Below are 25,583 nucleotides of genomic sequence, written 5' to 3' on the forward strand. Positions count from 1 at the left end.
GCGTGATCATTGTTTCTCTTCAACGAGTACGGGCAGGAGCACCTCCGCGAGCACGCAGCTTCGGGGATCCCTGCCGGTGTGGTCCTTGACATCGTGTATCAGGAAGACGCCGTTGTGTTTGCGTACGATATTGTCGACCACCGCAAGGCCAAGCCCGAAGCCGAACTTTTCTATGCGCGCAGCCGACTCGTCGGGAGGCAGGAGCCGGAAGAACGGCTCCACTACCAGCTTTTCGTACTCCGCCCGGATGCCCCCGTACGGCTTCTCCGGGACGTCGTTTTTCACCGAAAGCCAGAAGTATCCCTCGCTGATGTGCCCGAAGACGTTTATCGTGCTTCCCCTGACCGAGTACTTGTACGCGTTGACGATGAGCTCTTCAATCATGAGTCCGAGCTTTTCAAAATTGAGGTCCAGCACGCAATTCAAATTGAGCTCCGGATAGGTTATGCGGAGGTTCTTGCTCTCCAGATAGGGCGCGATCTCGTTTATCATTCCGGGGAGGGCCTCTATCAGTTCGGACGCGCTGGAGCGCGAGAGCGGGAATTTTTCATCCATGATCTCGGTCGTCGCCTGAAGGCCGTCAAGCTGGTTGCGGCAATAGACGTTGTTCTCGACCAGCAGGTTGATAATGTCCCTGCCGATCACATAGCTGTCGCCCTGGGACGTCATGGTCGCGGACATGACGTCGATAAGCGACACGAGCGTCCCGAAACCGGCCCCCTGCGAAAGGGACGTTTTCAGATTGTACACCGATTTCGTCTCGGTGTAATCCTTGTCGGCCACGCGCCTGCTCTCCTTGTAATTGAGCCACTCGATCTGGCTGCGTATCTTGAGGCCCGCGCTCATGCTCATGTTCCGCTCGTGATCGCGCAGTGCCTTGTACTCCAGGCCCCGGGCTACGCTGTTCTGGAAGAGCTCGGGATCGATGGGCTTGATGATATAATCGAAGGCGCCCATCTTCATTATGTCGATGATGGTATTCGGCGAATCGAGCGCGGTCTCGACAAGTACCACCGACTCGGGCAGGCGTTTTTTCAGGTGGGATATGAAGGTCTTTCCGTCCATGACGGGCATCATGAGGTCCACGATAAAGAGCGAAAATTCCCGTTCATCGAGCATCTTGAGCGCCGCCTCTCCGTTCGAAGCGACGACAGCGGGAACATCCATGTTCTTGCATATGCTCTGCAGCAGGGACTGCGTCTGTTTTGTGTCTTCGACGATCAGTATCGGCTGCTTCGGCCGGTAGACCGCCGTTTTCCTGATTGCTTCATTCATGGGCGTCCTCTTGATGAATGTTTCCCGGAGCGCTCAACCCTCGCGATCCGAACAGCTTGCTTCCCGGCAAAGCGGCAGGCTCACGGTAAAGGTGCTCCCCATGCCCGGGACGCTCCTCACGCCGATCCTTCCGCCATGCGCCTCCACGATCATGCGTGAAATCGTCAGCCCCAGGCCCGTCCCCTGGGTGTCGCGGTCGAGCTCCGAATTCACCTGGCTGAACTTCTCGAAAATGAAGGACAGGTGTTCCTTTCCGATCCCCTTTCCGGTATCCGTAACATCGATCACGAGCATCGTCCCGTCGGTCCCGGATTCAATTTTGACCGTACCGCCCGGTTTGTTGAACTTTATCGCGTTTGAAATCAGGTTGATGAACACCTGCTGCAAACGTTTGGCATCGCCGCATACCACGAGGTCATCCCGCAGACTCCAGTGGTTTTCGAGGGACACGCCCTTCTCTGCGGCCTGCACCGTCATCATCGCCACGCACGCGCCCATGATATCGCCGGGCCGCTGGGGCGCCCGCTCAAAATCAAATTTGCCCGATTCGATCTTTGAGACGTCGAGGATATCGTTGATGATCTGAAGCAGGTGCAGTCCGGACGAAAGGATATTTTCGAGATACCCGGCGAAATCGCCCTTTTCCACCTGCATCTTCATGAGTTTGGAAAACCCGATGATCGAGTTGAGCGGCGTACGCAGCTCGTGACTCATGTTGGCGAGAAACTCGCTCTTGGCACGGTTGGCCGATTCGGCCAGTTCCATCGCCTTTTTAAGCTCCTTCTCCGCCTTTTCCCGCTCGGCGACCTCGTTACGGAGCTTATCGTTGGCGGCGCTGATCTCCGCGGTGCGCTCCATCACCATCTCCTCGAGATGGTCGCGGTGCCGGCGCAGCTCTTCCTCCGCCTTCCTGCGCTCGCTGATATCGCGGAAGCTCAGCACTCCCCCGGCGACGGCCTCTTTTTCGTCGAGGATAACGGACATGCCGAACTCGATATTTTTATTAACCCCATGCCGGTCGATCAGGATAAAATCGTCGTTCAAAGAAGAGTCCGGCATTCCGGCATCGGCCAGCTTCATTATATTTACGGTGCCGGTCACGCCCGGGGCCGGCGCGACCCTGAAGACCTCCTCCAACGGCTTTCCCTTCGCTTCCTCTGCGGACCAGCCGGTGAGGTGTTCGCCGTACGGATTGAGAAAAACCAGCCGGCCTTCCGTGTCGACGGCGGCGACGCCTTCCCCTATGTTTTTCAGTGTCGCGGACAACCGTCGCTCGCTTTCACGCACCCTGTTTTCCATGCGATGGCGGTAGAGCGCCATTTCTATTGAAATGGAGAGGTCCCTCTCGTCAAAGGGCTTGCGAATGTAGCCGTGGGGTTCGGTAATCTTGGCCCGCTGCAGCGTGGTATCGTCGTCATAGGCGGTGAGATAGACGACCGGCACATCGAAATAGGCGCTGACCTTTTCGGCCGCGTCGATGCCGTCCATCTCGCCCTGGAGCATGATGTCCATCAGCACGATGTCGGGGCGAAGCTCCGGGATCCTGCCGACCGCCTCTTCCCCCGAAGTGGCGACCCCGGCGATCCCGTATCCCATCGACTCCAGAACATTCTGGAGGTCCCGCGAGACGATCTTTTCGTCCTCTACTATGAATATTCGCGCACCCAACATTGTGTTGTTCCTGCCCGGATGACCCCGATAAAAACTGTAGGTGAAAACAGGGACAAGTCAAGAGAATAAAAAAACGGCGCTCACGGCCGGCCATGCGTCCATTCGATCGCGAACTTTACCAGCCGTACGCTGTTCTTCAAATGAAGTTTTTCGCGTATGCGCAGACGATGAGTCTCAATGGTCTTTATGCTGACGTTGAGCTTTCTGGCGATATCCGAACTCGTATTGCCGCTTCCGACAAGCCGCAGGACCTCGAGTTCGCGGTCCGAAAGGCGCTCAACGGGGTCCATGGCCTTATTAGAACGGCGATACGTCAGACCGCCGAGAAGGCGGGAGGACATCGCGCCGCCAAGGTACACCTTGCCGGCGAGCACCGCGCGAGCGGCATCCACAAGCTTGGCGGTAAGCTCGTTCTTCATCATGTATCCCCGTGCGCCCGAGCGGATTACGCGCTCGGCGTACAGGGATTCTTCGTGCATCGAAAGCACCAGGACCGGAAGCTTCGGATAACGACGCCGCAATACCTTGATGAGCTCGAGGCCGCTTACGCCCTCCTCGAGCGAAATGTCCACTATCACGAGATCGGGCCTGATCTTCTCGACGGCGCGGATGGCCCCGTCCGAATCCTCCGCGTACCCGGCTATGCGCAGATCCTTTTCGCGGCTGAACAGCTTTTCGAGCCCCTCGTAGACGATAGGGTGATCGTCAACCACCAGAATTTTTGCCGCCTTGGGCTCTTTTATTTTTTCCGCCGCCTTTTCGTTCATATCCGCCCCGTCCTTTTATCCTGAATTTGCATACGACCTCCGTGCCTCCCCCCCGTCCCCTTTGCACCGACAGAGTCCCACCGATAAGCCGCGCCCGGTGCTTCATGAGAGAGAGCCCCAGCCCGGCCATGTGCCGCGTTTCATCACTTATACCAACACCGTCATCACGGACTTCAACGGCAAGGAGGTCCCCGCTCTGATGGAATGCTATCACTACACGATGGGCCCCGGAATGCTTTACGACATTGGCCAGCGCTTCGTTGATGATATAATACAGCTGGGTCGAAACCGTGGCGTCATCTACCTGGAAAGAGCGCGGCGCCTCTATAAGGCAGTCGATCGAGTACCGCCCCTTCATCTCCCGGACCATCTCACCGAGGAGGGCACGAAAATTTTCGTTCTCTCCGACCAGCGGCAGCAAACCCCTGGCCAGGGTGCGCACGTCCTCGATGGCCCGGTTTATCCCGTTTTCCACGGCAAGCGCCTCCTCTTCTTCGCCGATCGCGCGTTCTTTCAGGCGCTCGTACAGAAGGCGGCATCGAATGGCGACTCCCAGAAGATGGTGACTCACCCCGTCGTGCAGATCCATGCCGATGCGCTGCCGTTCCCGCTGGGTGGCGGCCAGTACGTTACCCTCGACCTTGAGCCGCTCGGTGATATCCCTCAGGTTGATGATGACCCCCTCGACCTCGTCCCCGCGGGAGCCCCTGAATGGATACATGGAGATTTCCATATAGCGCAATCCCGGAACCGGATATTCGCAGAGCTGTTCGAAAAAAATCTCCCTGCCCGAGAGACATGACTGAAACGAGCGTCCGAAAATCTCGTCGGACCGACCCGATCCGAAAAGCTCCGCGAGCGGCCGCCCGACAGCCTCGTCTTTCCCCAGGTTGAAGGCACGGGTAAATTCCTCGTTGGCCGCGCGCACCAGCATTGACGCGTCCGCGAACACCATCTGGTCTTTTGTATGCGACACGATGCGGCGATAGAGCGAAAGCTCCTGATCGGCCTTCCGGCGTTCCAGAAGGTTAACGAAAATCTCGCCGACTATCCTGAGCAGCGCGATGATGTCATCGGACCACGATTTATATACCCGCACCGAGTCGAAGCCGAGAAACCCGATGAGTTCACCGCATAGCACCAGGGGCACCGACACCAGCGATTTCACGCCCATCCCGCAGGCGATGCCTCGAAGGCCTCCCGCCTGCGCAGGCAGCTCGTCCATGCGCGGGACGTGTACCGTCTCGAACCTTGCATGACGCTCGACGAGCCAGCGCAGCGGGCGCGCGGGCGCTCCCTCAAGCGCACCGATTCCGGGACCGACACCCCGCGCCCGCCATTCGTACGCGCCGGTGATGGAGCTCCTGTCGCCGGCGAGAAGCGCTATATGGCACCGGTCCACGCGCGCGAAGTCGCCGATCATCTTGAGTGCGTGCTTGATTCCTCCATCGATTTCATCGGACGGAATGTTTATGAAACGAGTCGCGATGGTGGCAACCAGGTTCTCGAATTCGCAGCGCTCCCGAAGGGCCTCCTCCATGCGCTTTCTCTCGGTGATGTCGCGCGTAACACCGAGGATCGCGATTGGTCCCCCCGAGTCGTCCCTGACGAACGAGGCATTCGTTTCCGTCCATACCCTGCGCCCGTGTCTCTTCTCACTCTCCATTTCGACGAAGGGGAGGGATCTATCGGGATCGCGCCGGTGGTCGTTCGCCAGTTCGTCGGCTATTATGCGTCTGGCCTCCCTTCGGTTTTTTCTGTCCATGTTGGCGCCGAGCGGCGATCCAATGCACCGCTCGGGCGCAATGCCAAATATCTCCTCGGAATAAGAGTTCGCGTAGATATAGCGCAGGGTGTGCACATCGAGCGCCCAGATGGCGTCCCGCACGTTGTCGGCGATTAGGCGCAAAAAATCCTCGCGCCCGGGGAGAGTGCGTATAACCTCGTTCTTTCCCGGCCGCACCCGTGAAGATTCGGATGTCACGGAAGGAGATGCCCCGCGGGAAGCGGGCCGCCGTTGGGCCTTCATGTTCTTCACATTCTTCCTCATGTCCATTCGCCGGTTGAATCGAAATGCCCTGCCGACAAAAAGGCCGCCATCCGCTCTCATCTCCAAAGCAAACAGCCGGGCGGCACGGAATTTCTCTCTTCCGGCCGCAGAATACGCGCCGCACGGGGTCGAGTCAAATAATATTATCCGCCGTTAAAAAGATTTGACCTCGCCAGACACCCCGTGCGTAGTATTAAGCCGGCGGCGGAACAATTACCATCGAGGGATTTGCAGTGGAAGACAAGTTCTCAGACATCGCCAGGAACAAAAAAGCCAGGTTCGAGTACGAGATACTCGAGACACTCGAGGCCGGCATCGTCCTGGTCGGTACCGAGGTGAAATCGGTCAGGCAGAAAAAGGTGAGTATCAACGAATCGTTTGCCAGGGTTAAAAACGGCGAGCCCTTCATCTTGGGGCTCAATATCGCCGTTTACGAGATGGGAAACCGGTTCAACCACGAGCCCACCAGGGAACGCAAGCTTCTGCTGCACAAGCACGAGATCAAACGCCTTATCGGCAAGCTCAAAGAGAAGGGACTGACGCTGGTGCCGCTCAAGATGTATTTTAAAAACGGGAAGGTAAAGGTCCTGCTTGGCCTCGCCAAAGGAAAAGCCCAGTACGACAAACGTAAATCGATCCAGAAGCGCGAGGGCGATCGCGAGATCCGGCGGGCATTAAAAAATTATCGTTGAGCTTTGCATTGACTTTGTCGCGGGAGGTGGACTAACCAAAGAAGTCACACTACATGGAAACGGAGGGCATCTTCACCATGGAAAGGAGCGCTTTCACCGTTCCCGGCTATTCCCACTCGATCGTTGAAGGCGGCTTCGAGGAGATGTCGAACACTACGCGATTTATCCCGCGCACCTCGTTGATAATCCTGCTGGAAATCTTTCGCATCACATCCTCCGGAAGGTAGGCCCAGTCGGCCGTCATGGCGTCGACCGAGGTGACGCCGCGCAAGGCGATGACGTTTTCATAGGTGCGCTTGTCGCCCATTACGCCGACCGATTTGACCGGCAGAAATACCGCGAACATCTGCCAGAGCTTACGGTAAAGCCCCGCCGCGCGGATCTCATCAATCAAAATGGCGTCCGCCTCCTGGAGTGTCGCCACGCGTTCCCTTGTGACCTCACCGACAATGCGGATGGCGAGTCCCGGACCGGGGAACGGATGGCGATGGACCAGTTCGTCCGCGAGCCCCAGTTCCCTCCCGAGAACCCGCACCTCGTCCTTGAAAAGCTCCTTGAGGGGCTCTATGACCCTGCCCGATTTGATGAGCTTCAGCACCTCGGGTACGCGATTGTGATGACTCTTGATGGTATCGGACGGCCCCTTGGTGGAGACCGACTCGATTACGTCGGGATAGAGCGTTCCCTGGGCCAAAAAATCGAATCGCCCGATCTTCCGGGCCTCCTCCATAAATACTTTAATGAATTCCCGGCCGATGATCTGGCGCTTTTTTTCCGGGTTCTCGACCCCTTTGAGCTTCCGTAAAAATCGGTCCGAGGCGTCGACATGGATAAGATTGAGCTTCAGGTGGCGGTTGAACCGCTCGATCACCTGCTCGGCCTCGTTCTTTCTTAATACGCCGTTATTGACGAAAACGCAGTACAGCCGTTTATCGATGGCCCGGTCAAGGAGCACTGCGGTCACCGTGGAATCCACGCCGCCGGAGAGTCCCAGAAGAACCGTTCCGTCCCCGACCTCGGCGCGGATGGCTTCGACCGAGGAGGCGATGAACGATTTCATGTTCCAGGACGGCCTGAGCGCGCAGATATCGAACAAAAAGTTCCTCAAGATTGTATTGCCGTGAACCGTATGATACACCTCGGGATGGAACTGTACGCCGTATATCCTCTTTTCGCTGTTCTCTATCGCGGCGGTCTCCGCGTTGACCGAACTCGCGACCACCCTGAAGCCCGGCGGCGGCGCGGTGACCTTGTCCCCGTGGCTCATCCAGACGGTTTCGTTCTTTTTCAAGCCCTTGAAGAGTTTCGACTTTTCGCGTATCGTTATCACCGCGCGCCCGTACTCTTTGCGGCTGGACCCCTTTATTTTACCCTTGAAGGCGTCGACCACCACGTACAGTCCGTAACAGATTCCAAGCACCGGAACGCCCAGCCCGAAGATTTCCGCGCTTATGCGCGGGGCGTCCTTTTCGTACAGCGACGACGGCCCGCCCGAGAGGACGATCGCCGACGGCTTCTCCCTTCTTATTTCCTCGAACGATATATGGTAGGGCACGATTTCCGCGTAGACGTTTTGCTCGCGGATTCGGCGCGCGATGAGCTGCGTGTACTGGGACCCGAAATCCAGCACCATCACCTTTTCCGTGGGAACCCCCTGAGAATAATCAACCACTACTTTGTCTCTAAGCCCTTTATATATTCCCTGTACCCTATCTTCTGCAGTTTCTCGCTTTTCTCGATGATCCCTTCCGCCATTTTTTTCCGGTAGGAATCCAGTTTCGTCTCCAGCGACGAGTCGGTTGTCGCGAGCAACGCTATCGCGAATAGGGCCGCGTTAGCCCCGCCCGACCTGCCGGCGGGCATGGTGGCCACGGGGATACCCGCGGGCATCTGTAAAATGGATAATATCGAATCAAGCCCGCCCCCGATGGCGGTCTCGATGGGAACCCCGATTACGGGAAGTGTGGTAACCGCGGCAACCACCCCGGGGAGATGCGCGGCGCCGCCCGCGACGGCGATAACGGCCTTAACCCCGCGGGCACGCAGCGTCGCGGCCCACTCCCTGGTTTTCTCCGGAGTGCGATGCGCGGAGGAAATGACCACCTCAAACGAAACGCCGAATTCTTCAAGCAGATCGAAGCAACTCCTCACTTTGGGGAGATCGAAATCGCTTCCCAGAACCACTGATATCAGCGGCATGTAAACCTCTTCTCTTCAATGGTGGACAAACCAGCGTTGGTACACACTGACATGGCGTACTTCATTTTGTAAAGAATTTTATGCCCGACGGCACGTGAACGGTATTATTCTTGACGCTATCGGTCCGGTGTCCTCTTTTATTAAAGGGTCGGACCCCATTAAGTTGGTCGCCCCATATATATTCGTTATACCGCCCCACTGGTCTTTGCGGTGAACGGAAATCGGGCGTGTGTAAAACCGGGATGAGCAAGGCACGCATCACGCCGGAGAGTGCCTGCTCCGACAATCGCCGAGCGGATGAATACACGATGACAACTATTAAAATACTCGCTGCTGTCTTCACGCTCTGCCTGGCCCTCATCGCAGTCTTCGTCGCCCGCAAGACCCATCTGCCCGGCCGAATCAAGAAGGCGGAAGAGTTCCTCGACAACGATGATATCCAGAAGGCCGGCGAAATAGTCAAAACAATACTCAACAGGAAGCCGGATTATGCCCCCGCCCGTTATCTGCGCGCGCTGATTTTAATAAAGCAAAAACAATATCTCCTCGCGATATCCGAACTGAACGGCGTACTGGGAATTACCGGATTTGCCGATTTCGTGAGCGAGGTCGATGTGCATTACCATCTCGCCGACCTATATTACCACACCCAGCAGTGGCAGAAGGAGGTCGAGGAATACAGGGCCATATTGAAATTCAACCCCGACGACATCCGGGCGAACCACCGGATAGGGCACGTGCTTTACCGCCAGAAAAACTACGGCAACGCCCGCGAGCACCTGCTCAAGGCCTACACCCAGGACCCGTCCCTCGGTGACTGCCTGCTCCCCCTGGGCGTCTCGTGCTTCCACTCGGCCGACCACACGAACGCCGAGCAATACCTTTTAAAGTCCCTCGAAACGGCTTCGGACCCCTCGGAGGCCCAATACCATCTGGGGGCCATATACAAATCGAGAAAGGATTACGAGACCGCCATGAGAATGTATAATGCCGTCTGCAAGGACCGGCGCTTCCTGGTCGGCAGCATGCGCGCACTCGGGGAGATCTACGCCGAGCAGGAGATGTACGACGAAGCGATCGAGAGGCTCGAGGAGGGGCTGGGCGGCCTTTCCGGGAAAGACGAGGAGTCCTTCTCTTACCGTTACCTTCTGGCCGAGTGTTACGAACGGGCCAACAAGATCACCGAGGCGGTATACCACTGGCAGAAGATTTCAGAAACAAACTCGTCGTATCGCAACACCAAAACGAAACTCGAGGACTACCGCGGCATACTTGACAACGATACCCAGAGGGTGCTTTTCACCGCCTCGCTCGAGGAACTGCAGCCGCTCATCACCGAGGTCATCGCCAGGCTCAACTACAATATAATCTCAAAAAACCAGGTCAATGTTAACGAGTATTTTTACAAGGCCTTCAACATCAAGCGCATCAACGAGCCCCCGCTGGCCATTTATTTCAACAGGACCACAAGGGATATCACCGAATCCCAGATCAACGATTTCTATCATCGAATGAACGCCGAGAACTGCAAGAGCGGCATCTATCTGACCACGGCGAAATTCAGCATACGCGCGAAGAACGCCGCCGCGTCCATGATGGTCGAGCTCATGGATTCCACGTTCCTCAACAAAGCGGTGGAGCGGGTGATGACGAAACGCTCCAAACCGGGAGGTTGATACCCGTGAAAAGGCCGGCACTCCACTTGCTGATCGCATCCATTCTCTTCGGCATGGTCGCGGTTTCCTGCTCCGACGGCGGGGAACAATCGCTCAGGAGGGCCGTAGCGTTATACCAAAAAGGCCCGTCGTCGTCCGCGATCGTCGGCATCGGCAATGCGGTACTCGCGATGTCGGAGGCCGGGTCGTTCAAACGTCCTTTCCCTGCCGAGTCGGGTGACGCCCTGATCCTTCGCGACAAAAGCAGTATCTCGATCGTTTTTCCTTTTAACCGAACGATAGACGGCGGGGAGGATACCGTCATACTCATGGCTTCCCTTCCGGATCGTACGGTAGCGGCGGCGCATGAGGATGGGCTGGTGCTGTATACCGGGCGAAACGGCAAGAGGACTGTTCATTCTCCGAAAAACCCCGCCCGGGCCGCCGGCAGGCTCGATGGCGACGCCATATTGTTTCTGACCGGCAACGGATTGTTTCGCTATTCGCACTCGAAAGACCTCGCCACGCCCTTTCTGGCGGGGGAAAAGTTTCCGCCGCCGTTCCAGGGAGGATTCTACCGCGCTTCGCTCGTGCCACACCGGGAGCTCGTTCTCATTATCACCGGGATCGCCGGCCGCTATAATATGAGCCTTGTCTCCACGACCGTTCCCTCCGTTATCTTCAAGAATCGGCAGGTCGCCTCGCCGAGGCTCGCCTTTTGGGAAAGCTGCATTATTTATGTAACCGGCGCACCCGGAGCATGGACGGTGGCTGAGACCTCCCTCGATGGAAGATCGACGCGCACCCTCCTGAGGCTGTCACGCCTCTCCGACATCGCCCTGTTCCCGGGGGGCGTACTGTACAAGGAAGACGAGACCCTCCAAGCACTTCCCCGCGGTACGAACACGCCGCGCTCGCTTCCTTTCGGCTGGAGGCTTGCCGGACAGGCGGGCCCCGCGGCGCTGGTCGAACATGACGGAAGTCTTTACGCGCTGGATGCGGCAAAGCTTTTCACCGCCCTGCGGCTTATTGAACACCAATCCCCGGAGGTGTTAAAACACTGATACGCACCGCTGCGCTTCTCTTGCTGGTATCGCTTTTCCCGGTCGCCTCCATAGCGGCCGAAAAGGTCGATTTCTCGAAACAACTCATACACTTTGAAAAACGCTACGGCCTGAGCGTGCGGTATGAAATCGGCGAGGGCTTCTTCCCCCCGGAGTGGCTGGAAGCTCCCATATCGGCCCAGGCCACGGCCATCCCTGAAAACGAGATAAAGCGCACGTTATCCCTGGCAACAGGGGCCCTGCGCATCTATCCCGACACCGTCGTAAAAAAACACCTGAGAGCGATCCATCTCGCCGGCGGTTTTACATTCTATGGCCTCAATTTCGGGGCCACAAGCGCCGACGATTGCATATACCTGTGTAACGCCGGCACCGCGGACGGATATACCGACCGGTATATACTGCGCGCCTTTCATCATGAGTTCGCCCATATTCTGTACGCGAAGCACGTGTTTCCTTTGGATGAATGGAGCGCATGCAATCCTCCTGGATTTGCCTATTTGGGCGGCAACGACGGCGGTGTCGAGGCGATCAGGAAAGGCGCGGATTCCCTCGTCGGAGACGAACGACTCTACGGGATGGGATTCCTCGCCGAGTACGCGATGTCCTCGCCCGAGGAAGATTTGTGCGTTTATTCCGAAATGATCCTCGGCGCGGGCGAAGAGTTTGCCGGGATTATGAACAGGCACAACGCGGTTAAAAGAAAATACGCGATATGGCGCAAGTATTATCTTTCGATCGATCCCGCTTTTATGCGCACGGTTAACCCTAAAAAACCACGATGATATCGCGGTATAACCCCTCGAATTCGCGAACATCCCCGCGGCGTACGGTATGCTCATCGATTATTCGCCGAACATCTTCGATTTTATCATCTGCAAGCCCGAGGTGCCGGCAAAAGTAGGCGGCCTCGTCGTCGAGATTTCCGAATGAAGTTATGCGGCGCTGTTCAACCGGCCTCGCATTGTATTCCACTCCGAGTACGCATAACATACGCTCTATTTTTTCAAATAAGTCCACGGGATTGCGCGTCTTTCCGGTTTTTTCCCGCAATATTCCTGAGAGGTTTCGCGATCCCTCATCGCTGCGCACCAGCAGTATGCGCCGGTCGGCATATAGGAGCATTTTCTCGATCGCGGCGCCGGGATCGGGCATGGGGTAGATTGAATGCAGGCAGATAAGCGCGTCACCTCTTTCACCCGACCAGTCTTCCCAGGTCGATTGGTGGATTCGGACGCGCGATGCCGTTTCATCATCAAGCTTGCTTGTGAGGATATCGAGCATATGCAGTGAAGGCTCTATCGCCTCCATATAACGCCCCCGCGCAGCCAGCGGGATCGTAAAGAAACCGGTCCCTGCCCCTACATCAATTACGCGCCGCGCATTGCCAAGTTCGCGTTCGACGTGATCAAGCAGGATGCCGGGATATCCCTCGGCGCCCAGCCTCCGGTCGTATTCGGCGGCGAATATCTTATCGTAAAATTTCATTCAGTTCTTCCGCGCCTCCATGCAAAGACGTTTCCATTGGCGGGATCACCCACGAGACCGCGGGAAACATCGTACCACAATATTAAAATAATAAAAAAAGGGACACCCGCATCAGCGGATACCCCTTTTTTCAGCGTGAGGAAAGGAAGAAATTTACTTCTTCAGCACGTCCGCGCCCTTCTCGGCATCAACGGCATCCGCCTTCTTTTCCTCGCTTATTGCCGCGGCCGGATCAACAGCCTCTTCCTTCTTCGCGCAGCTGGTGAAAACCAGTCCAAGCGCCAAAACAAGAACTATAAGACTTGCAAACTTCTTCATGTGAATCTCCTTATTTTTATTGTTTTATAAGACCTTCGTTAAAGCTACTGCACAACCGAAAAATAGTGCGGTTTTTTCCCCCCGCCTGCGCGGGGGGAAAGCCACTATCTTCAAGGCCTGCAGCGGGTCTAATAACTGCAAATTAATCGCAATAATTATTTATCTTACTTGGTCGTCTTCTCGTCTTTCTTCGCGGCCTTGTCGTCCGCCTTCACGGCCTTGTCGTCCTTCTTCGCATCAGCCTTCTTCTCGTCGGCTTTCTTCGGCGCGGCTTCAGGCTTCGGGGCTGCTTTCTTCTCGTCTTTCTTCGCGGCCTTGTCGTCAGCCTTCACGGCCTTGTCGTCAGCCTTTTTCTCCTCTACTTTCACCGCTTTACCGGCGGCGTCTTTCTTCGGAGCATCGGCCGCAAACGCCGTGGTCGATACGACGAAAACAAAAGCAACTATAAGGCTAAGAAACTTTTTCATATACGACTCCTTTTTTTGATTGTTAAAATCATAGAACCTGCGGTTCCATACATAGTACAACAATCGAGACTGAACTTTCGGACATAATTTCCCCAAAAATATGCTGACTGAAGCACGGCTGCGCGAGGTTTACGCACTATACAAAAAGGAATTATTCGTCTATATCTACAGGTTTACCCATTCATTCGAAGTCTCCGAGGACATTCTGCACGACTGTTTCGAAAATCTGATCAAATACTCCCTTAAATACGACCTGGTCGATGTCAATATCCGGTCATTTCTTTACCGAACCGCCCATAATCTCGTTATAAACCAGGTCAAGAGAGACCGAAGAATAACACAGGTACCGCTGGAGGAAAACAGCAGTGTGAGCGGCAAAGACTATCTGGAACGGGCGAGCGAGTTCGACGAGTTGAACCGGGAGATATATCATCATATTCAATCCGCGGACGCGGTCGCCAGATCGATCTTTATTATGAGCAAGGAATCCGGCATGAGCATCGCCCTTATCGCCTCGAGCCTGGGGATATCGGAGAGAACGGCAAGGAGAAAACTCGCCGGCATTATAGAAGAGCTCGGAGATCACCTGAAAAAAAGACGTTTTTTATGAAATTATTTTATAAAACATGGCGGTTTTCCTCTTTACAATTGTTTTATTCATTAGAGGCGTTAAAAAGGATAAAGAAAGTAGTTTTTACAGCCGGCAGGCTACGCGGCATCCCGTGAGTAGAGGAAGTCAGGCCGACAGGAATTTATGGTGAATAAGGACGCGCACATCGAAGAAAAGACCATGCGCTCCCTCCTGACGACAGGAAGGCAGGGCGGTGCCCTGCGCGACCATATCGGCCGCTGCGCCCGGTGCCGGGAGCGATATGAGAAATTATTGCATGTTCTCGCGCCATCCCACCACGATGCCATCGCGCCTTCAAACGGGATTGAAAAGCGGATACTGGCATCCTACCGGATCATACAGCGAAACGAAACCGGCGGCGCTACGGGATTGAATCTATTCACCATACCTGCGACATGGAACAGAAAAGCGCTTGCGGGCGCTTGCGCCGCGTTGATTCTCGTAGCGGGCGCCGTCATCACCGCGTATCGAATGCATACACCGCAGACTCTGCCCCTCTATGTTTACTTCACGAAAGGGTCGGCATTGATCGATGGTGAGCCCGTCAGCTATCAAAGCACGATCAGAGAGGGCAGCCTCCTCGAGGTTCCCCGGAACTCCATCGTGGTGCTTTCGTACAAGGATCGTTTTCTCCTTAAAGTCTACGAAAAAAGCGAACTGCGGCTTGGAAAGGCGATGATAAAAGGTAATCGCGGGCAGAAGGAGTTCGTCTTCAATTTGATTAAAGGAACGCTTTTTACGCGCATAAACAACGAGTTGGACGAGCCGGACTATTTTTACATGACCCCGAACGCGCGCATTAAATCCTCAAGGACTGAATTCATACTGAAAGTCGCCGGGAATAAAACGATTCTCATCCCCAGGAGCGGAACCATCAACATCACCTCACTGGAAACCAAGGAAGAGGTGCTGACGTTGCCCGACAAGGAATACGTCATCACCTCCTCCATCGAAACGAGCGAGACCGGGGAATACGAGGACGTGCGCGAACAGCTGACCGATGACGCCGAAAACCCCTTCTATAAGGACGAACATCAGGAGATAAGGAATCTCCTCGCGCCGACGGGTTGAAAGCCCGCAAAATTACAATTTTTCTTCGGGCCATGCAGAGTTCCCTGAAGTCATTGACAGGTGGAAGCCGGTGCGCTCTTTTCCCCCCGGCCATACAACCGGGCGGCGCAACGAATGTGCGCCCATGTTGATCCAACGTGCATGCGTATGCTCATTCCAGTTCCTTCAATCGAGCTCCCTCCGACGGCACGAGCCTTCTGATCTCCGCGTTTGCGATCGGGGCGATCTCGCGGTGCCGGTCGGGCGGGAGGCCCAGAAACGCTGCGAAAAGAATCTGTAAAATGTCACCGTGCGACACCAGCAGGATTGTCTTTCCGGAACAATCATTTTCGCACCAGCGCACCGCGGCAAGCGCCCTCTTCCGGACCGCGGCGGGAGATTCCACGCCGGCGGCCTCGTTATCCGGATTGCCGCTGTCGGCCTTCCAGACCTCGGAATATCGTGTATCATCACCCCTGTCGTATTTCCCGAAAAAACGCTCCCTTAACAGCGGCGTAAAAATTATCCTCTCAGCCTTTACGCATTCGGCGACCGTTTCCGCCGTCTGCCGGGCGCGCAGAAAATCTGAAGAATACACGACAACATCCTTCACCCCCGAAAAATCCCGCAACGCCGCCTCTCTCGCCTGCCTCACTCCCTCGGGAGTGAGGCCGCACGATTCGAGGCCATCCCCCGGAGAGCTGCAGATGAAGCGTCCGATATTGGCTTCGCTCTGGCCATGACGCATGATGTAGTATTCGTTGACCAGGAGAAGACCACTGTGTCGGCGCTGATGGTTATCTCTCTTCCCGGTCTTCATATTGTATGGTAAAGGAGGATTCTTTCGATACGGAATACCCGCCCTTCTCATCAGTCAGCGTCACACGCACCTCGAAGGGAACGGGCGTACTGCTGAAATGGTTTTTTTGCACCGGCTCGTCGCTCCTGTCCCTGTGGAAGTCGCCGAGCAGGCTTCCCGCCAGCGAAAAACCCGATACGCGTTTCTTCCCGACATCGAGCCGTTCCACCGCAAAGCGCCGGAGCGTAACCGGATCGATGAACCAGGCCTTTACCATTCCTTTTGTTACGGGGCGCGACAGAAGCAGGCTGAAACAGACCGTATCGCCCTGGAAATAGATATGATTGAAGAGGTCCCTGTTGGTGCCTTTTTTCCTGAACGGCCTCAGCGTATAGACAAGCGACTCATCATCGATCGCGCCACCCGGCTCCAGGCGCGAACCGAGCGAGAATTCGCGCACGACCAGGCCGTCCGGCGAGCAGAAGAGCACCGCCATCGAAACGAATACAATCGCGACCACGCCCGCGCGGGCTATACGGCGGATGACGACGGCATTACTCATTGATATCGATTCTCCACCATCCCTTGAGCGCAAGCTCGTCGTCGCGAAAAAACGAGTACCTGCCGAAATAGCCGGCAATCCGCGCCCGGGCATCGTCCCCCAGTTCTACGCCTTCCGTGTATAGAACGATTTCCGGAAAAACCGCCTCGAATTCCTCCCGGGGAAACCGTTCATTCAGTGGCCGGTATTTGGCGAAAATATAAAGGAACAATGGCTCAAATATTTTTACCGCCGCGGCAATCTCCGCCGGTGTCGGATTCGGCACGTTGAGGCAGGCGGTGAAGTGATCGAATTCGACGAACGGATAGAGGGCCGGCGACACCGGGAACACATCCGCCAGGCCCATCCGGCGGTGAATCTCCATCGTCGCCTCGCGGTAACCGGTGTCGTCGAAGGTCGCATAGGTGTGAAAATACTGATCGGAATCGGTATAGGTGGAATCCACCAGCCGCACCGGAAGGAAATCGGTTTCGGAAGACGCGCTCTTCTCGACGGGCACGAGCCGGGACTTGAAATAAATACGGTCGGTGTAATACGCCGGATAAAAATCGGTCCCCCCCTTCTCGATGATTTCGTCCGCACCGCCGCCGTAACGCAGATCAATGCGGAAAAGGTGAACAAAATCCAGAAGGGCGCCTTCGATCCGACGCGCGAACTGCAGGCTATGCTGGTGTGCCGCCGAGACGGGACCGGTAATTAACCGGCGTCCGCCAAGATACGTCGGAACAAACCGGGCGATCTCGGAGAGAATATCGGCGGCAAGTCCCTGATCGATCTCCTTGACCGGAAGTCGGGGAATCCCTATCCTGCCATTAAGGAGTATGAACTCGTTCTTGATGACATTGATATGAATGGCCCGGGTGTCGTTTGCCACTGCCCCGCCTATACCATCAAGGATTCCCTGTATTTTTTTAACCGGATCCATTGTATTCGCCGTTTCAATCGGAAATTATAACGCCCGTGTATGCCCCGGGCAAGACTAAAAAGCAAATAAAAAACCCGCCCACGGCCCTAATTCCCTTGACAAACGACTTTTCCGGCTTTTAAATACTCGGGCCTGTCGCGCTAATCCTGACCATCGGCCTTCGACGGCGAAAACGATGGAATGGAGTTCCGGGAAAACGCCGGATTCGAGGCAGGTTCGATGATCGCAATTTCGGGCGAAAAGCCGCAGCGTTTCGCCCGGGCCTCGCCCGCGGGCCTTCACCGTAAATTTGTACCGCGGGCGCCGGATCGAAAAACAAGGGATCCAAGAGTTACAGGTATGAACACATTAATAAACGTCGGAGTCTCCCAGGTGGGGGCATCCTCCAGTCCGAGTATATTGAGAACGATACTTGGGAGCTGCGTCGGGATCTGCATATACGACAGAATGAAAAAAGTCGGCGGGATGGCGCACATACTGCTGCCCAATAACCCCGGAGGCGGAAACCCCGAAAAATACGCCGATAGCGCCATTCCCCTGCTCATCGCCCGCCTTGTCAGAGACGGGGCGAAAAAAGAATTTCTTTCGGCGAAGCTGGCGGGAGGCGCCTCGATGTTCAAATTCACCGCGAACGTAACTCTGGGGCAGATCGGCGAGCGTAACGTTGAGGAAAGTAAAAAGATGCTCCAAAAGAACGGCATTCCCGTTCTCGAGCAAGACACCGGGGGCAACACGGGAAGGGTCATCGACTTCTTTCTCGATGACGGCCGAATGAAGGTCAAGGCCGGGGGCCAGGAAAAACTCTATTACAAAGTATAACCATTTCGCGGAGTAAACTCATGCATGCGCATATACAGCAAAGAATCCAGGGAATTATCAACAACCTCGACCAGCTTCCCTCCATTCCGGATGTGGCGAGCAAGGTCCTCACCATGGTCAACGACCCTGATGTCGCATTCAAGGCCATTGCCGACGAGATTTCGAAGGACCAGGCCATCACCACCAATATCCTGAAACTCTGCAATTCCGCGTACTTCAGCAAGGGCAAGGAAATTTCCTCAATAGACCGGGCGATCGTAACGCTTGGCATCAAAGAGGTAAAGGACATCGTCGTTGTGGCGGCGACGCGCGAAGTTCTGAACAAGATAATCGTTGGATACGACCTCGCGCGCGGCGAGCTGTGGAAACACGGAATCGCCGTGGCTGTCCTGTCGAAAAGAATAGCCGTCTTAAAGAATAAAAAGAGCATCGCCGACATAGCCTTCACCGGCGGAATAATCCACGATGTAGGAAAAACGGTCCTCGCCCTGTTCGTGCAGAACACATTCAGGGAGATTCTCGAACTGGTCCAGACCAGGCAGATACAGTTCTCAGAGGCCGAAAAGGAAACAATGGGCTTCGATCATCAGGAGATCGGGGAGAACATACTCAACAAATGGAAATTTCCCGAGGTCCTCAAGTCCATCGTCCGCCACCACCACCAGCCCGACAGGGCGCCTGCGGAGTTTCTGCCCATCGTCTCCATCGTCCATATCGCCAACACGCTTTGCCTCATGGCGGGCATCGGCATCGGAGCGGACGGGCTGTATCATGAACTGAGCGATACGGCCATTAAGGCGCTGGGTCTCACCAACCGCGAGATGGAAGAGCTTTACGGCGACATGCCGCAGGTTCTTGACCAGGCCTCCGGCATACTCTGAGGCGTTCGATACCATGTTTCTCATAAAGACATGCCCTTCCTGCGGGAAGAGATTGCGCTTCCCCATTGACAAGGGTACGATACGCGTACGCTGCGCCTGCGGTCACGGTTTTATCGCCGATCCCGACAACCCGGCCCTGTACACGAACGCCCGGTTCGACGTTAAACACGGAAAAAGGGGAAAGGGGGCCGCCTCCAGCCGTTTCAGGGATTTTTTCGGACGGATGTACATCGGGAAAATCCGGGAAGCGATCATCATCGGCCTGCTCTCCATTAAGTATAAGCTCCAGAACTTCCGCCTCCTCCCCGTGGTGGAACAGCGCCGGATAACGGCAATCGTCGTCATCATCCTCCTTGCGATTGTTCTCCTCGGATATCTGCTCTGCGGCAGGGGCGCCGTCCCGAAAGGCAGTGACATTTTCATATGAATCCGTATCTCAATTCCACGGCCGACTACCACCGCCGTCACATGGAATCCCTCGGCTGGGAGCTCACCGTGTGCAATATGCTGCAGCAGCCTTCGAGCCCGTGCAGGCGGATTCTTGCGGGAAACAGGACCTATGGATCGCACCTTGAGGAATTTTTGTCGCGGCACATCGACTGGAACCGTGTCCACCGGGTACTCGAGGTCGGCGGAGGATATGGATACCTTATGCGGGACCTGGTCGAGGCGCACCCGCACCTGGACGCGGTAATGCTGGACATCTCGCCTTTCCTGCTCGAGCGACAGCGCGAGACACTTGGAGAAAACCGGGCCGAGTTCCTGCTCCAGGACTTCCTGGAATTCGATGCCGGACTGCTCAACGGGCTCGACCTGGCCATCCTCAACGAAAACATCGGCGATTTCCCGGCGCTCTGCAACCTCACGGCGAAGGCCCTCGGCGGCACCGGGGGCTCTTCTGAGCTCGAGACGGCCCGCCGCCTTATCCGCGACTACGGTCTCGACCATCCTGACGGGCCGTTTGTCTTCAACCTCGGTGCCGCGCTTGCGGTCGAGAAACTGTGCGGTGAGCGCGTACGGACGCTGTACTTAAGTGAACACAGCTGCGAAGCCGTCGTGCCACCGCAATACCGGCCCCTGATCCCAATGCCATCTCCGGGAACCCCCGAGAGAATACGGTTAAAAGGCCACGACGAGTACACCGTTAAGTTTGCCCATCTCGAAAGGATTGCCCGCGCCATGGGATACGAATGCCTGCGCGGGCCGTTCGCGGACTTTTTGCATGTGGAATGGACGAACGAGGTGCGCTTCATAATGACGTCACGCTCGGGGCGGGACGACCACGAGGCCATCCGCCAGTTCATCGAGGATCTTTACCGGTACGAGTACCTGCTCTTACTGAGGAGTGAATGAGGCCCGGGCGCTACCCGAGCTCGGTCGAGCGCATAGTAAGGTGACGATAATACCTGGACTTTACATGGTTGGCCTTTTCGATCTCATCAATCTTCTTTTTAAGCTCGTCCTTTTTCAGCCTGTTTATCTTTTTATTTTTAGCCGCCATACTCGCCTTGTTTTCTTCCGCCATTCTTTCCTCCAGGAAATTTAATTATGCTTCTTCTATGCCCCGCCTCAGGACCCGAGCCCCTCCAGCGCTTCCTTGAACTTCGGCACGGCGCGCTGGATAACGTTTTCTGAAACGCAGTACGCAATACGGAAATATCCCGCGCCGCCGAAACCCGATCCGGGGACCGTAAGGACGTTGAACTTCTGCAAATGGCCGACGAAGGCAACGTCGTCGGGGATGGGCGATTTACAGAAGATATAGAACGCGCCCTCCGGTTTGACAAAATCGTATCCGGCGAATTTGAGGCCTTCCATGAGAAGGTCGCGGCGCTTTTTATAAATGTTCACGTTGACCGACACGCCGGTAAGCCGCGCCACCGCGCGCTGCATGAGCGCCGGAGCGTTCACAAAGCCGAGTATGCGCGTCGAGAGAATGAGCCCCGACAGCAGCACGTCGGTCTCGACGCACCCGGGGTGCACGGCCATGTACCCGATCCGTTCGCCCGCCACCGAAAGAGTCTTGGAGTATGAGGTCACCACGATCGCCTGGGTGCAGTGTTTGAGTATGCTTGAAACTTGAAGGCCTTCGTAGACGATCTCGCGGTAGGGCTCGTCGGACACCAGGTAAATGATACGACCGGTCGACTCCATGTGCTCCTTTATCAGCGCACCGAGGGCCTTTATGTCCTCCTCGGGGTAGACCCGCCCGGTGGGGTTGTTCGGCGAATTGATGAGCACCGCCCTGGTCTTCTCAGTGAGCACGGAGCGGATGTTGCCGATGTTGAGCGAAAAATCAGGGTTCGTGTCGGCCAGGACGATCTGCCCCCGGTAGTTGTCGATATAGGCGCCGTACTCGACGAAGTAAGGCCGCGGAACGATCACCTCATCTCCCGGATTGAGTATCGTCTTGAAGATGACGTTGAGGGCGCCAGCGGCGCCGCAACTCATGACTATGTGTTTCCCCTGGAGGTCGAATCCCTGCTCCTTCGATACACGCGACGCGATCGCCTCGCGCACGTCCCCGAACCCGGCGTTTGGCATGTAGCCGTGCACCCACCGTTCGTTCTTGTCGATAAGGGCCTTCAGTGTGTCGCCAAACTCGACCGGCGGGCTGATGTCGGGGTTTCCAAGGCTGAAATCGAAGACATTCTCCTCGCCGAACTGCGCCTTGAGCCGGAGCCCCTCCTCGAACATCTTCCGGATCCATGACGATTTGCTCACCGAATCGCTGATCTTCGCTGCTACGGGCATGGCGCACCTCTCGATCGATAGTATGGTACGCTCAGCAAACCCGTTTTCCAGGCTTTAATCAAGCACTTTTCTTCTTGTAAATAATCAGCGCCGCCGCATACTGCGCAAAAAGAAAGTCCCGAGGCTCTTCCATGAGTATCGACAGTGCTACATCACGATTCGGCCTACCGCCGGCTTCACGGTTCGTTTTCGGCCTTGTCGGAATAATCGCGGGTTTTATCGTCTGCAGGCTGGTCTTTACCGGATTCAGGGTGTCGGACGCATCTATGAATCCGAATTACAGAAACGGCGACAGGGTGTACGCCCTCAGAATCGGGACGCCGCGTACCGGAGACGTCGTACTGGTCGAAAGCCCGGTCGAACCCGGGAAATATCTGCTGAAAAGGGTCGCGGCCGTCGAGGGCGACGTCGTGGAGCTTCGAAACAGGGTGATTTATATTAATAATGAGCGTGCGCAATTCAAATGGAAGACAATTACAACCGATAATAGAGTATTCCCGATGAGCTTCTCGGGGCGCGATAACATGACCGCGGTGAAGATCGAGCGGCACGCCCTTTTTCTTCTGGGCGACAATCTCGATTACAGCCTGGACAGCCGCGAGTTCGGGCCGGTTGCAAGCGGAAGCATAATCGGAAGGGTGATATATCGTTATTGAATTGGGGAACTGTCACATAATCGGGGAAGCCCGGTATTCCCGGGATTTGAAATATAAAACTGAGAATGAAGACCCTGTTTAGAGAAACATTCCGCCGCTTTATCGATGCCGCAGGTATACTCAGAAAAGAGAAGGTGTCCCGCCTTTTCTTGGTTTTCCTCATTACGGTAAGCCTGTTCGGGACCGCAGTCTATTACTTTGAACATCTCGAGCCGGGCGCGCTCATCAAAACGATAGGCGACGGGATCTGGTGGGGCTTCATCACCATCACCACGGTCGGTTATGGAGATAAATTCCCCGTAACCTGGCCCGGCAAGGTTCTCGCCATTTTAATGATCGGAACGGGTATGATCCTGACCATCGTCATCTCCGGCACCATCGCGTCGATCCTTGTAGAGCGAAAAATGAAGGAGGGCAAGGGATTGCAGAAAATAAACCTGAGCGACCACCTTATCATCTGCGGATGGAACCAGAACGCCGTGAGGATACTCCACGGCCTTCAGGCGATCTGCGATAAAAACCGGAAGAAGCTCGACGCGGTACTGGTCAACGACCTCGATATCGACACTCTCAACGAACTGCAGTTCACGTACGCATCCAAGTTTCTTTCGATCGAATTCGTCCGGGGCAACTTTACTCACGAGCAGACCCTTGAAAACGCGAATATCCGCCAGGCTCGCTCCATACTACTCCTTGCCGACGAGTCGGGGGAAAACTCCCTCGGTAACGCCGACGAGAGGGTCGTGCTCGCGGCGTACGCCGTCAACAATATCAATCCGGGGGCGCGCATAAGCGCCGAGATCATCAATCCTCAAAACGAGCAGTACCTCAAGCGCACGAGCGTGGAGAGCGTCGTGGTCAACGGCGAGTTCAACAGCTTTCTGCTTATCAATTCGGCCATGCATCCAGGCGTCCCGCAGGCGCTCAGGGAGCTGATGTCTTTCAATCTCGGGCGCGGAGTTACGTCTGTACCGGTTCCGTCGCACTACGTGGGAAAAAGCTTCCAGGATCTTTTCGGCTTCATCAGGGACCGCGACGGAAGCCTGCTGATAGGTGTCATTTCCGAATCCAGGAAACTCTCAATCGACGACTTCCTCTCCGAGGACCCATCGTCGATTGACGATTTCATAAAAAGAAAATTCGCCGAATCACAGCTCGACTACTTCGCCGACACGGGCGGCAAGCTCAATGTACTGGTAAATCCGGGATGGCACTATGTGATCCAGGGAAACGACCGCGCGCTGGTGATCGACGGGACGAAGGTGAAGGAATGACCGAATTCGAAAAATTCAGGGATACGGTAATCCTCAGGGGCATTTCCGAGATGGAGGCGCGCACCCTGTTCGACTACTGCAAGCGAGCGGTGTTCGAGAAGGGCGACCTCATCATGGAGGAGGGCGAGGAACGCAACAGCATGTTCTTTTTCATCGAGGGGGAGGCGGTTGTTTCCAATGTCATCACCATGAAGGTTTCGAACGAGCGCGGGTACAGCGATGTCGAGAAGTCCCTGGTGCGCCTTCGGGCCGAACAGGTCGGCCTCCTGGGCGAGATGTCGGTGTTCGAGGAACAGCCTCGCTCGGCCACCGTCAAAGCCTTCGAGACCTGCGTGCTTTACGAGATAGACAAAGACGATTTCAATGAGTTTCTGAAAGTGCATCCCGATATCGGCGCAAGGATACTTGCCAATATCGCCGGCATATTGTGTGCGCGCATTCGCGGAGGAAACCGCGATATTCTGAAGCTCACCACCGCGCTCAGCATCGCGCTCTCCCGATAGAACGTCCACCATTTCCCCGTGGACGTCGCTACTTCGCCTCGCCCCTGTCCGGACGGTTTGTTCCGGATTCACCCTGTTGCCTGCCGGCCATGATGCGGTCCAGTCTCTCGTCCTCCTCCCTCTCTCGCTGCCGCTTCCGCATTGTCGCAAGTCGGGCCGCGGCGATGTCGATCTCCCGCTTCACCCAGTCCATGTTTTCAATCTCGCGCGCCTTCGCGAGGTTTTCGAGCGAGCCGGCGCGGCCGACCTCTCCAAGGTAAACGGCCGCCCGGAACCTAACTTCGGGATCGCGGCTCTTCAGGCCTTCCTCCAGGAGCGTCGTGTTTTTTTCAACGTCATCGCCCAGCGCCACGAGCGCATAAACGCCGGCAAGCCGAACGCGCTCCACTGGGGATCCGGCCGCAATATCGCGCAATCGTGGTGCGTGTGATGCATTCTCTGAAAGCGCCGCGGTCCGGATCGCCTCGAACAGAACACCTTCGTCGCCGGAGGACAGGCCGTCATTGACAACACCCTCTGCCGCGGCCGACTTGAAGAAACTGAGCGCAAACAGAATGGATCTCTTCACCTCGGGGCTTTCTTCGCCACCATAGCGCATAACGAGATGGGGCACGGCGCGATCGTCACGAAGCCTTCCAAGCGCTTCCGCCGCGACGGAACGGGTCCGCACGTGGCGCCGGGCTGCAGACTCCTTATCGCGCCCGCTGTTCAGGTTCTCAACAAGGTAAAAAAACGCCGCCTTGTTGCCGGCAAAGCCGAGTTGCAGCATGGCGTCTATTCGCCGCTCGTGCGACCCCGAGCGCAGCGACTCAATGTACCGGTTTTCAGCAGTCGGGGCGCCGGACGGAATCGCGAAGACCATGACAAACGCTGTGGCGCATAACATATGCTCGCGGACTCTCATCAACAGTCTCCTTGGTGGGAGAATGGCCCGAGTCTATATCCAAAGATTATAATTGACAAGCCATTTTCGTCTGTTAGATTTTCATTCGCAGCGGCATTATCGTGATTTTTATCACAATCCGGGAATATTGAAGCTTTCCCCGCGCATGCCCGGCGAAGGGATCGCATTCCCGGGTTTCG

Annotated in this window: 28 protein-coding genes; 13 read left to right on the forward strand and 15 right to left on the reverse strand. The window is 55.9% G+C overall.

Translation table 11 applies throughout. The features are described from left to right. Window positions 1-6 precede the first annotated feature (6 nt). From VLM75_03490 to VLM75_03505, 4 genes are all read right to left on the reverse strand, one after another. Window positions 7-1,275, reverse strand: coding sequence for a response regulator (locus VLM75_03490; GenBank protein ID HSV95980.1), 1,269 nt, complete (start codon window positions 1,273-1,275; stop codon window positions 7-9). Window positions 1,276-1,308: 33 nt separating this feature from the next. Next, window positions 1,309-2,946 (reverse strand): ATP-binding protein, encoded by a 1,638-nt coding sequence (locus tag VLM75_03495; protein HSV95981.1) that lies wholly within the window; start codon window positions 2,944-2,946, stop codon window positions 1,309-1,311. A gap of 80 nt (window positions 2,947-3,026) precedes the next feature. Then, window positions 3,027-3,713, reverse strand: coding sequence for a response regulator transcription factor (locus VLM75_03500; protein HSV95982.1), 687 nt, complete (start codon window positions 3,711-3,713; stop codon window positions 3,027-3,029). Continuing rightward, on the reverse strand, window positions 3,652-5,763 hold the full coding sequence (locus VLM75_03505) for a PAS domain-containing protein (protein HSV95983.1): 2,112 nt from the start codon (window positions 5,761-5,763) through the stop codon (window positions 3,652-3,654). The genes VLM75_03500 and VLM75_03505 overlap by 62 nt, the downstream gene beginning before the upstream one ends. Before the next feature lie 233 nt (window positions 5,764-5,996). Here VLM75_03505 and smpB point away from each other — a divergent pair, with 233 nt between their 5' ends. Continuing rightward, window positions 5,997-6,455: an SsrA-binding protein SmpB gene (gene smpB / locus VLM75_03510; protein HSV95984.1), complete on the forward strand. Its 459-nt coding sequence runs from the start codon at window positions 5,997-5,999 to the stop codon at window positions 6,453-6,455. A 106-nt stretch (window positions 6,456-6,561) separates the two neighbouring features. On the opposite strand, the gene guaA is transcribed toward smpB, so the two are convergent. Together guaA and purE are read right to left on the reverse strand one after the other, a co-directional pair. Beyond that, a complete protein-coding gene (gene guaA / locus VLM75_03515; protein ID HSV95985.1) occupies window positions 6,562-8,088 on the reverse strand; it encodes a glutamine-hydrolyzing GMP synthase in 1,527 nt (508 codons plus the stop codon). Between the two features lie 38 nt (window positions 8,089-8,126). After that, complete coding sequence (purE, locus tag VLM75_03520) at window positions 8,127-8,654, reverse strand: 5-(carboxyamino)imidazole ribonucleotide mutase (protein HSV95986.1); 528 nt, start codon at window positions 8,652-8,654, stop codon at window positions 8,127-8,129. A 308-nt stretch (window positions 8,655-8,962) separates the two neighbouring features. Here purE and VLM75_03525 point away from each other — a divergent pair, with 308 nt between their 5' ends. The 3 genes from VLM75_03525 to VLM75_03535 are packed head-to-tail and all read left to right on the forward strand — an operon-like array spanning window position 8,963 to window position 12,158. Next, a complete protein-coding gene (locus VLM75_03525; GenBank protein HSV95987.1) occupies window positions 8,963-10,330 on the forward strand; it encodes a tetratricopeptide repeat protein in 1,368 nt (455 codons plus the stop codon). Between the two features lie 5 nt (window positions 10,331-10,335). After that, complete coding sequence (locus VLM75_03530) at window positions 10,336-11,373, forward strand: hypothetical protein (protein ID HSV95988.1); 1,038 nt, start codon at window positions 10,336-10,338, stop codon at window positions 11,371-11,373. A 20-nt stretch (window positions 11,374-11,393) separates the two neighbouring features. Further along, window positions 11,394-12,158 (forward strand): putative zinc-binding metallopeptidase, encoded by a 765-nt coding sequence (locus VLM75_03535; GenBank protein HSV95989.1) that lies wholly within the window; start codon window positions 11,394-11,396, stop codon window positions 12,156-12,158. On the opposite strand, the gene VLM75_03540 is transcribed toward VLM75_03535, so the two are convergent. The 3 genes from VLM75_03540 to VLM75_03550 form a co-directional block, all read right to left on the reverse strand. Continuing rightward, the gene (locus VLM75_03540) at window positions 12,142-12,861 is read right to left on the reverse strand and encodes a class I SAM-dependent methyltransferase (GenBank protein ID HSV95990.1); all 720 of its coding nucleotides are present in this window, start codon (window positions 12,859-12,861) and stop codon (window positions 12,142-12,144) included. The two genes, VLM75_03535 and VLM75_03540, sit on opposite strands and share 17 nt — an antisense overlap. A gap of 153 nt (window positions 12,862-13,014) precedes the next feature. Then, window positions 13,015-13,179: a hypothetical protein gene (locus tag VLM75_03545; protein ID HSV95991.1), complete on the reverse strand. Its 165-nt coding sequence runs from the start codon at window positions 13,177-13,179 to the stop codon at window positions 13,015-13,017. Between the two features lie 164 nt (window positions 13,180-13,343). After that, entirely contained in the window at window positions 13,344-13,646 is a 303-nt protein-coding gene (locus VLM75_03550; protein HSV95992.1) for a hypothetical protein, read from the reverse strand. Window positions 13,647-13,746: 100 nt separating this feature from the next. Between VLM75_03550 and VLM75_03555 the strand changes: the two genes are divergently transcribed. Both VLM75_03555 and VLM75_03560 read left to right on the forward strand, forming a co-directional pair. Further along, on the forward strand, window positions 13,747-14,256 hold the full coding sequence (locus tag VLM75_03555; GenBank protein ID HSV95993.1) for a sigma-70 family RNA polymerase sigma factor: 510 nt from the start codon (window positions 13,747-13,749) through the stop codon (window positions 14,254-14,256). A gap of 144 nt (window positions 14,257-14,400) precedes the next feature. After that, window positions 14,401-15,348 carry a hypothetical protein gene (locus tag VLM75_03560; protein ID HSV95994.1) on the forward strand — a complete coding sequence of 316 codons (948 nt, stop codon included), beginning with the start codon at window positions 14,401-14,403 and terminating at the stop codon, window positions 15,346-15,348. Window positions 15,349-15,499: 151 nt separating this feature from the next. Here VLM75_03560 and VLM75_03565 read toward each other — a convergent pair whose 3' ends face one another. Genes VLM75_03565 through VLM75_03575 form a run of 3 tightly spaced genes read right to left on the reverse strand, consistent with a single transcriptional unit; the run spans window position 15,500 to window position 17,613 of the window. Next, window positions 15,500-16,147 (reverse strand): histidine phosphatase family protein, encoded by a 648-nt coding sequence (locus tag VLM75_03565; GenBank protein ID HSV95995.1) that lies wholly within the window; start codon window positions 16,145-16,147, stop codon window positions 15,500-15,502. Further along, window positions 16,125-16,688 (reverse strand): hypothetical protein, encoded by a 564-nt coding sequence (locus VLM75_03570; protein ID HSV95996.1) that lies wholly within the window; start codon window positions 16,686-16,688, stop codon window positions 16,125-16,127. Before VLM75_03570 ends, VLM75_03565 begins: the two co-directional genes overlap by 23 nt. Beyond that, window positions 16,681-17,613, reverse strand: a complete 933-nt coding sequence (locus tag VLM75_03575; GenBank protein ID HSV95997.1) for a hypothetical protein — start codon at window positions 17,611-17,613, stop codon at window positions 16,681-16,683. The genes VLM75_03570 and VLM75_03575 overlap by 8 nt, the downstream gene beginning before the upstream one ends. Before the next feature lie 339 nt (window positions 17,614-17,952). Between VLM75_03575 and VLM75_03580 the strand changes: the two genes are divergently transcribed. Genes VLM75_03580 through VLM75_03595 form a run of 4 tightly spaced genes read left to right on the forward strand, consistent with a single transcriptional unit; the run spans window position 17,953 to window position 20,666 of the window. Continuing rightward, window positions 17,953-18,432, forward strand: a complete 480-nt coding sequence (locus VLM75_03580) for a chemotaxis protein CheD (protein ID HSV95998.1) — start codon at window positions 17,953-17,955, stop codon at window positions 18,430-18,432. A gap of 20 nt (window positions 18,433-18,452) precedes the next feature. Beyond that, complete coding sequence (locus VLM75_03585) at window positions 18,453-19,313, forward strand: HDOD domain-containing protein (protein HSV95999.1); 861 nt, start codon at window positions 18,453-18,455, stop codon at window positions 19,311-19,313. Between the two features lie 13 nt (window positions 19,314-19,326). Next, window positions 19,327-19,740 carry a hypothetical protein gene (locus VLM75_03590; GenBank protein ID HSV96000.1) on the forward strand — a complete coding sequence of 138 codons (414 nt, stop codon included), beginning with the start codon at window positions 19,327-19,329 and terminating at the stop codon, window positions 19,738-19,740. Further along, window positions 19,737-20,666, forward strand: coding sequence for a class I SAM-dependent methyltransferase (locus VLM75_03595; GenBank protein ID HSV96001.1), 930 nt, complete (start codon window positions 19,737-19,739; stop codon window positions 20,664-20,666). The genes VLM75_03590 and VLM75_03595 overlap by 4 nt, the downstream gene beginning before the upstream one ends. A gap of 10 nt (window positions 20,667-20,676) precedes the next feature. Here VLM75_03595 and VLM75_03600 read toward each other — a convergent pair whose 3' ends face one another. Next, window positions 20,677-20,838, reverse strand: coding sequence for a hypothetical protein (locus VLM75_03600; GenBank protein ID HSV96002.1), 162 nt, complete (start codon window positions 20,836-20,838; stop codon window positions 20,677-20,679). 44 nt (window positions 20,839-20,882) lie between these two features. Continuing rightward, a complete protein-coding gene (locus VLM75_03605) occupies window positions 20,883-22,067 on the reverse strand; it encodes a pyridoxal phosphate-dependent aminotransferase (protein ID HSV96003.1) in 1,185 nt (394 codons plus the stop codon). 131 nt (window positions 22,068-22,198) lie between these two features. Here VLM75_03605 and lepB point away from each other — a divergent pair, with 131 nt between their 5' ends. The 3 genes from lepB (at window position 22,199) to VLM75_03620 (ending at window position 24,500) form a co-directional block, all read left to right on the forward strand. Further along, window positions 22,199-22,723: a signal peptidase I gene (gene lepB, locus VLM75_03610; protein HSV96004.1), complete on the forward strand. Its 525-nt coding sequence runs from the start codon at window positions 22,199-22,201 to the stop codon at window positions 22,721-22,723. Between the two features lie 65 nt (window positions 22,724-22,788). After that, window positions 22,789-23,997: a potassium channel family protein gene (locus VLM75_03615; GenBank protein HSV96005.1), complete on the forward strand. Its 1,209-nt coding sequence runs from the start codon at window positions 22,789-22,791 to the stop codon at window positions 23,995-23,997. After that, window positions 23,994-24,500 (forward strand): cyclic nucleotide-binding domain-containing protein, encoded by a 507-nt coding sequence (locus VLM75_03620; GenBank protein ID HSV96006.1) that lies wholly within the window; start codon window positions 23,994-23,996, stop codon window positions 24,498-24,500. The genes VLM75_03615 and VLM75_03620 overlap by 4 nt, the downstream gene beginning before the upstream one ends. Window positions 24,501-24,528: 28 nt before the next feature. Here VLM75_03620 and VLM75_03625 read toward each other — a convergent pair whose 3' ends face one another. Beyond that, complete coding sequence (locus VLM75_03625; protein HSV96007.1) at window positions 24,529-25,404, reverse strand: hypothetical protein; 876 nt, start codon at window positions 25,402-25,404, stop codon at window positions 24,529-24,531. Between the last annotated feature and the right edge of the window lie 179 nt (window positions 25,405-25,583).

The sequence above is a fragment of the Spirochaetota bacterium genome (genome assembly GCA_035477215.1).
GTDB lineage: Bacteria > Spirochaetota > UBA4802 > UBA4802 > UBA5368 > MVZN01.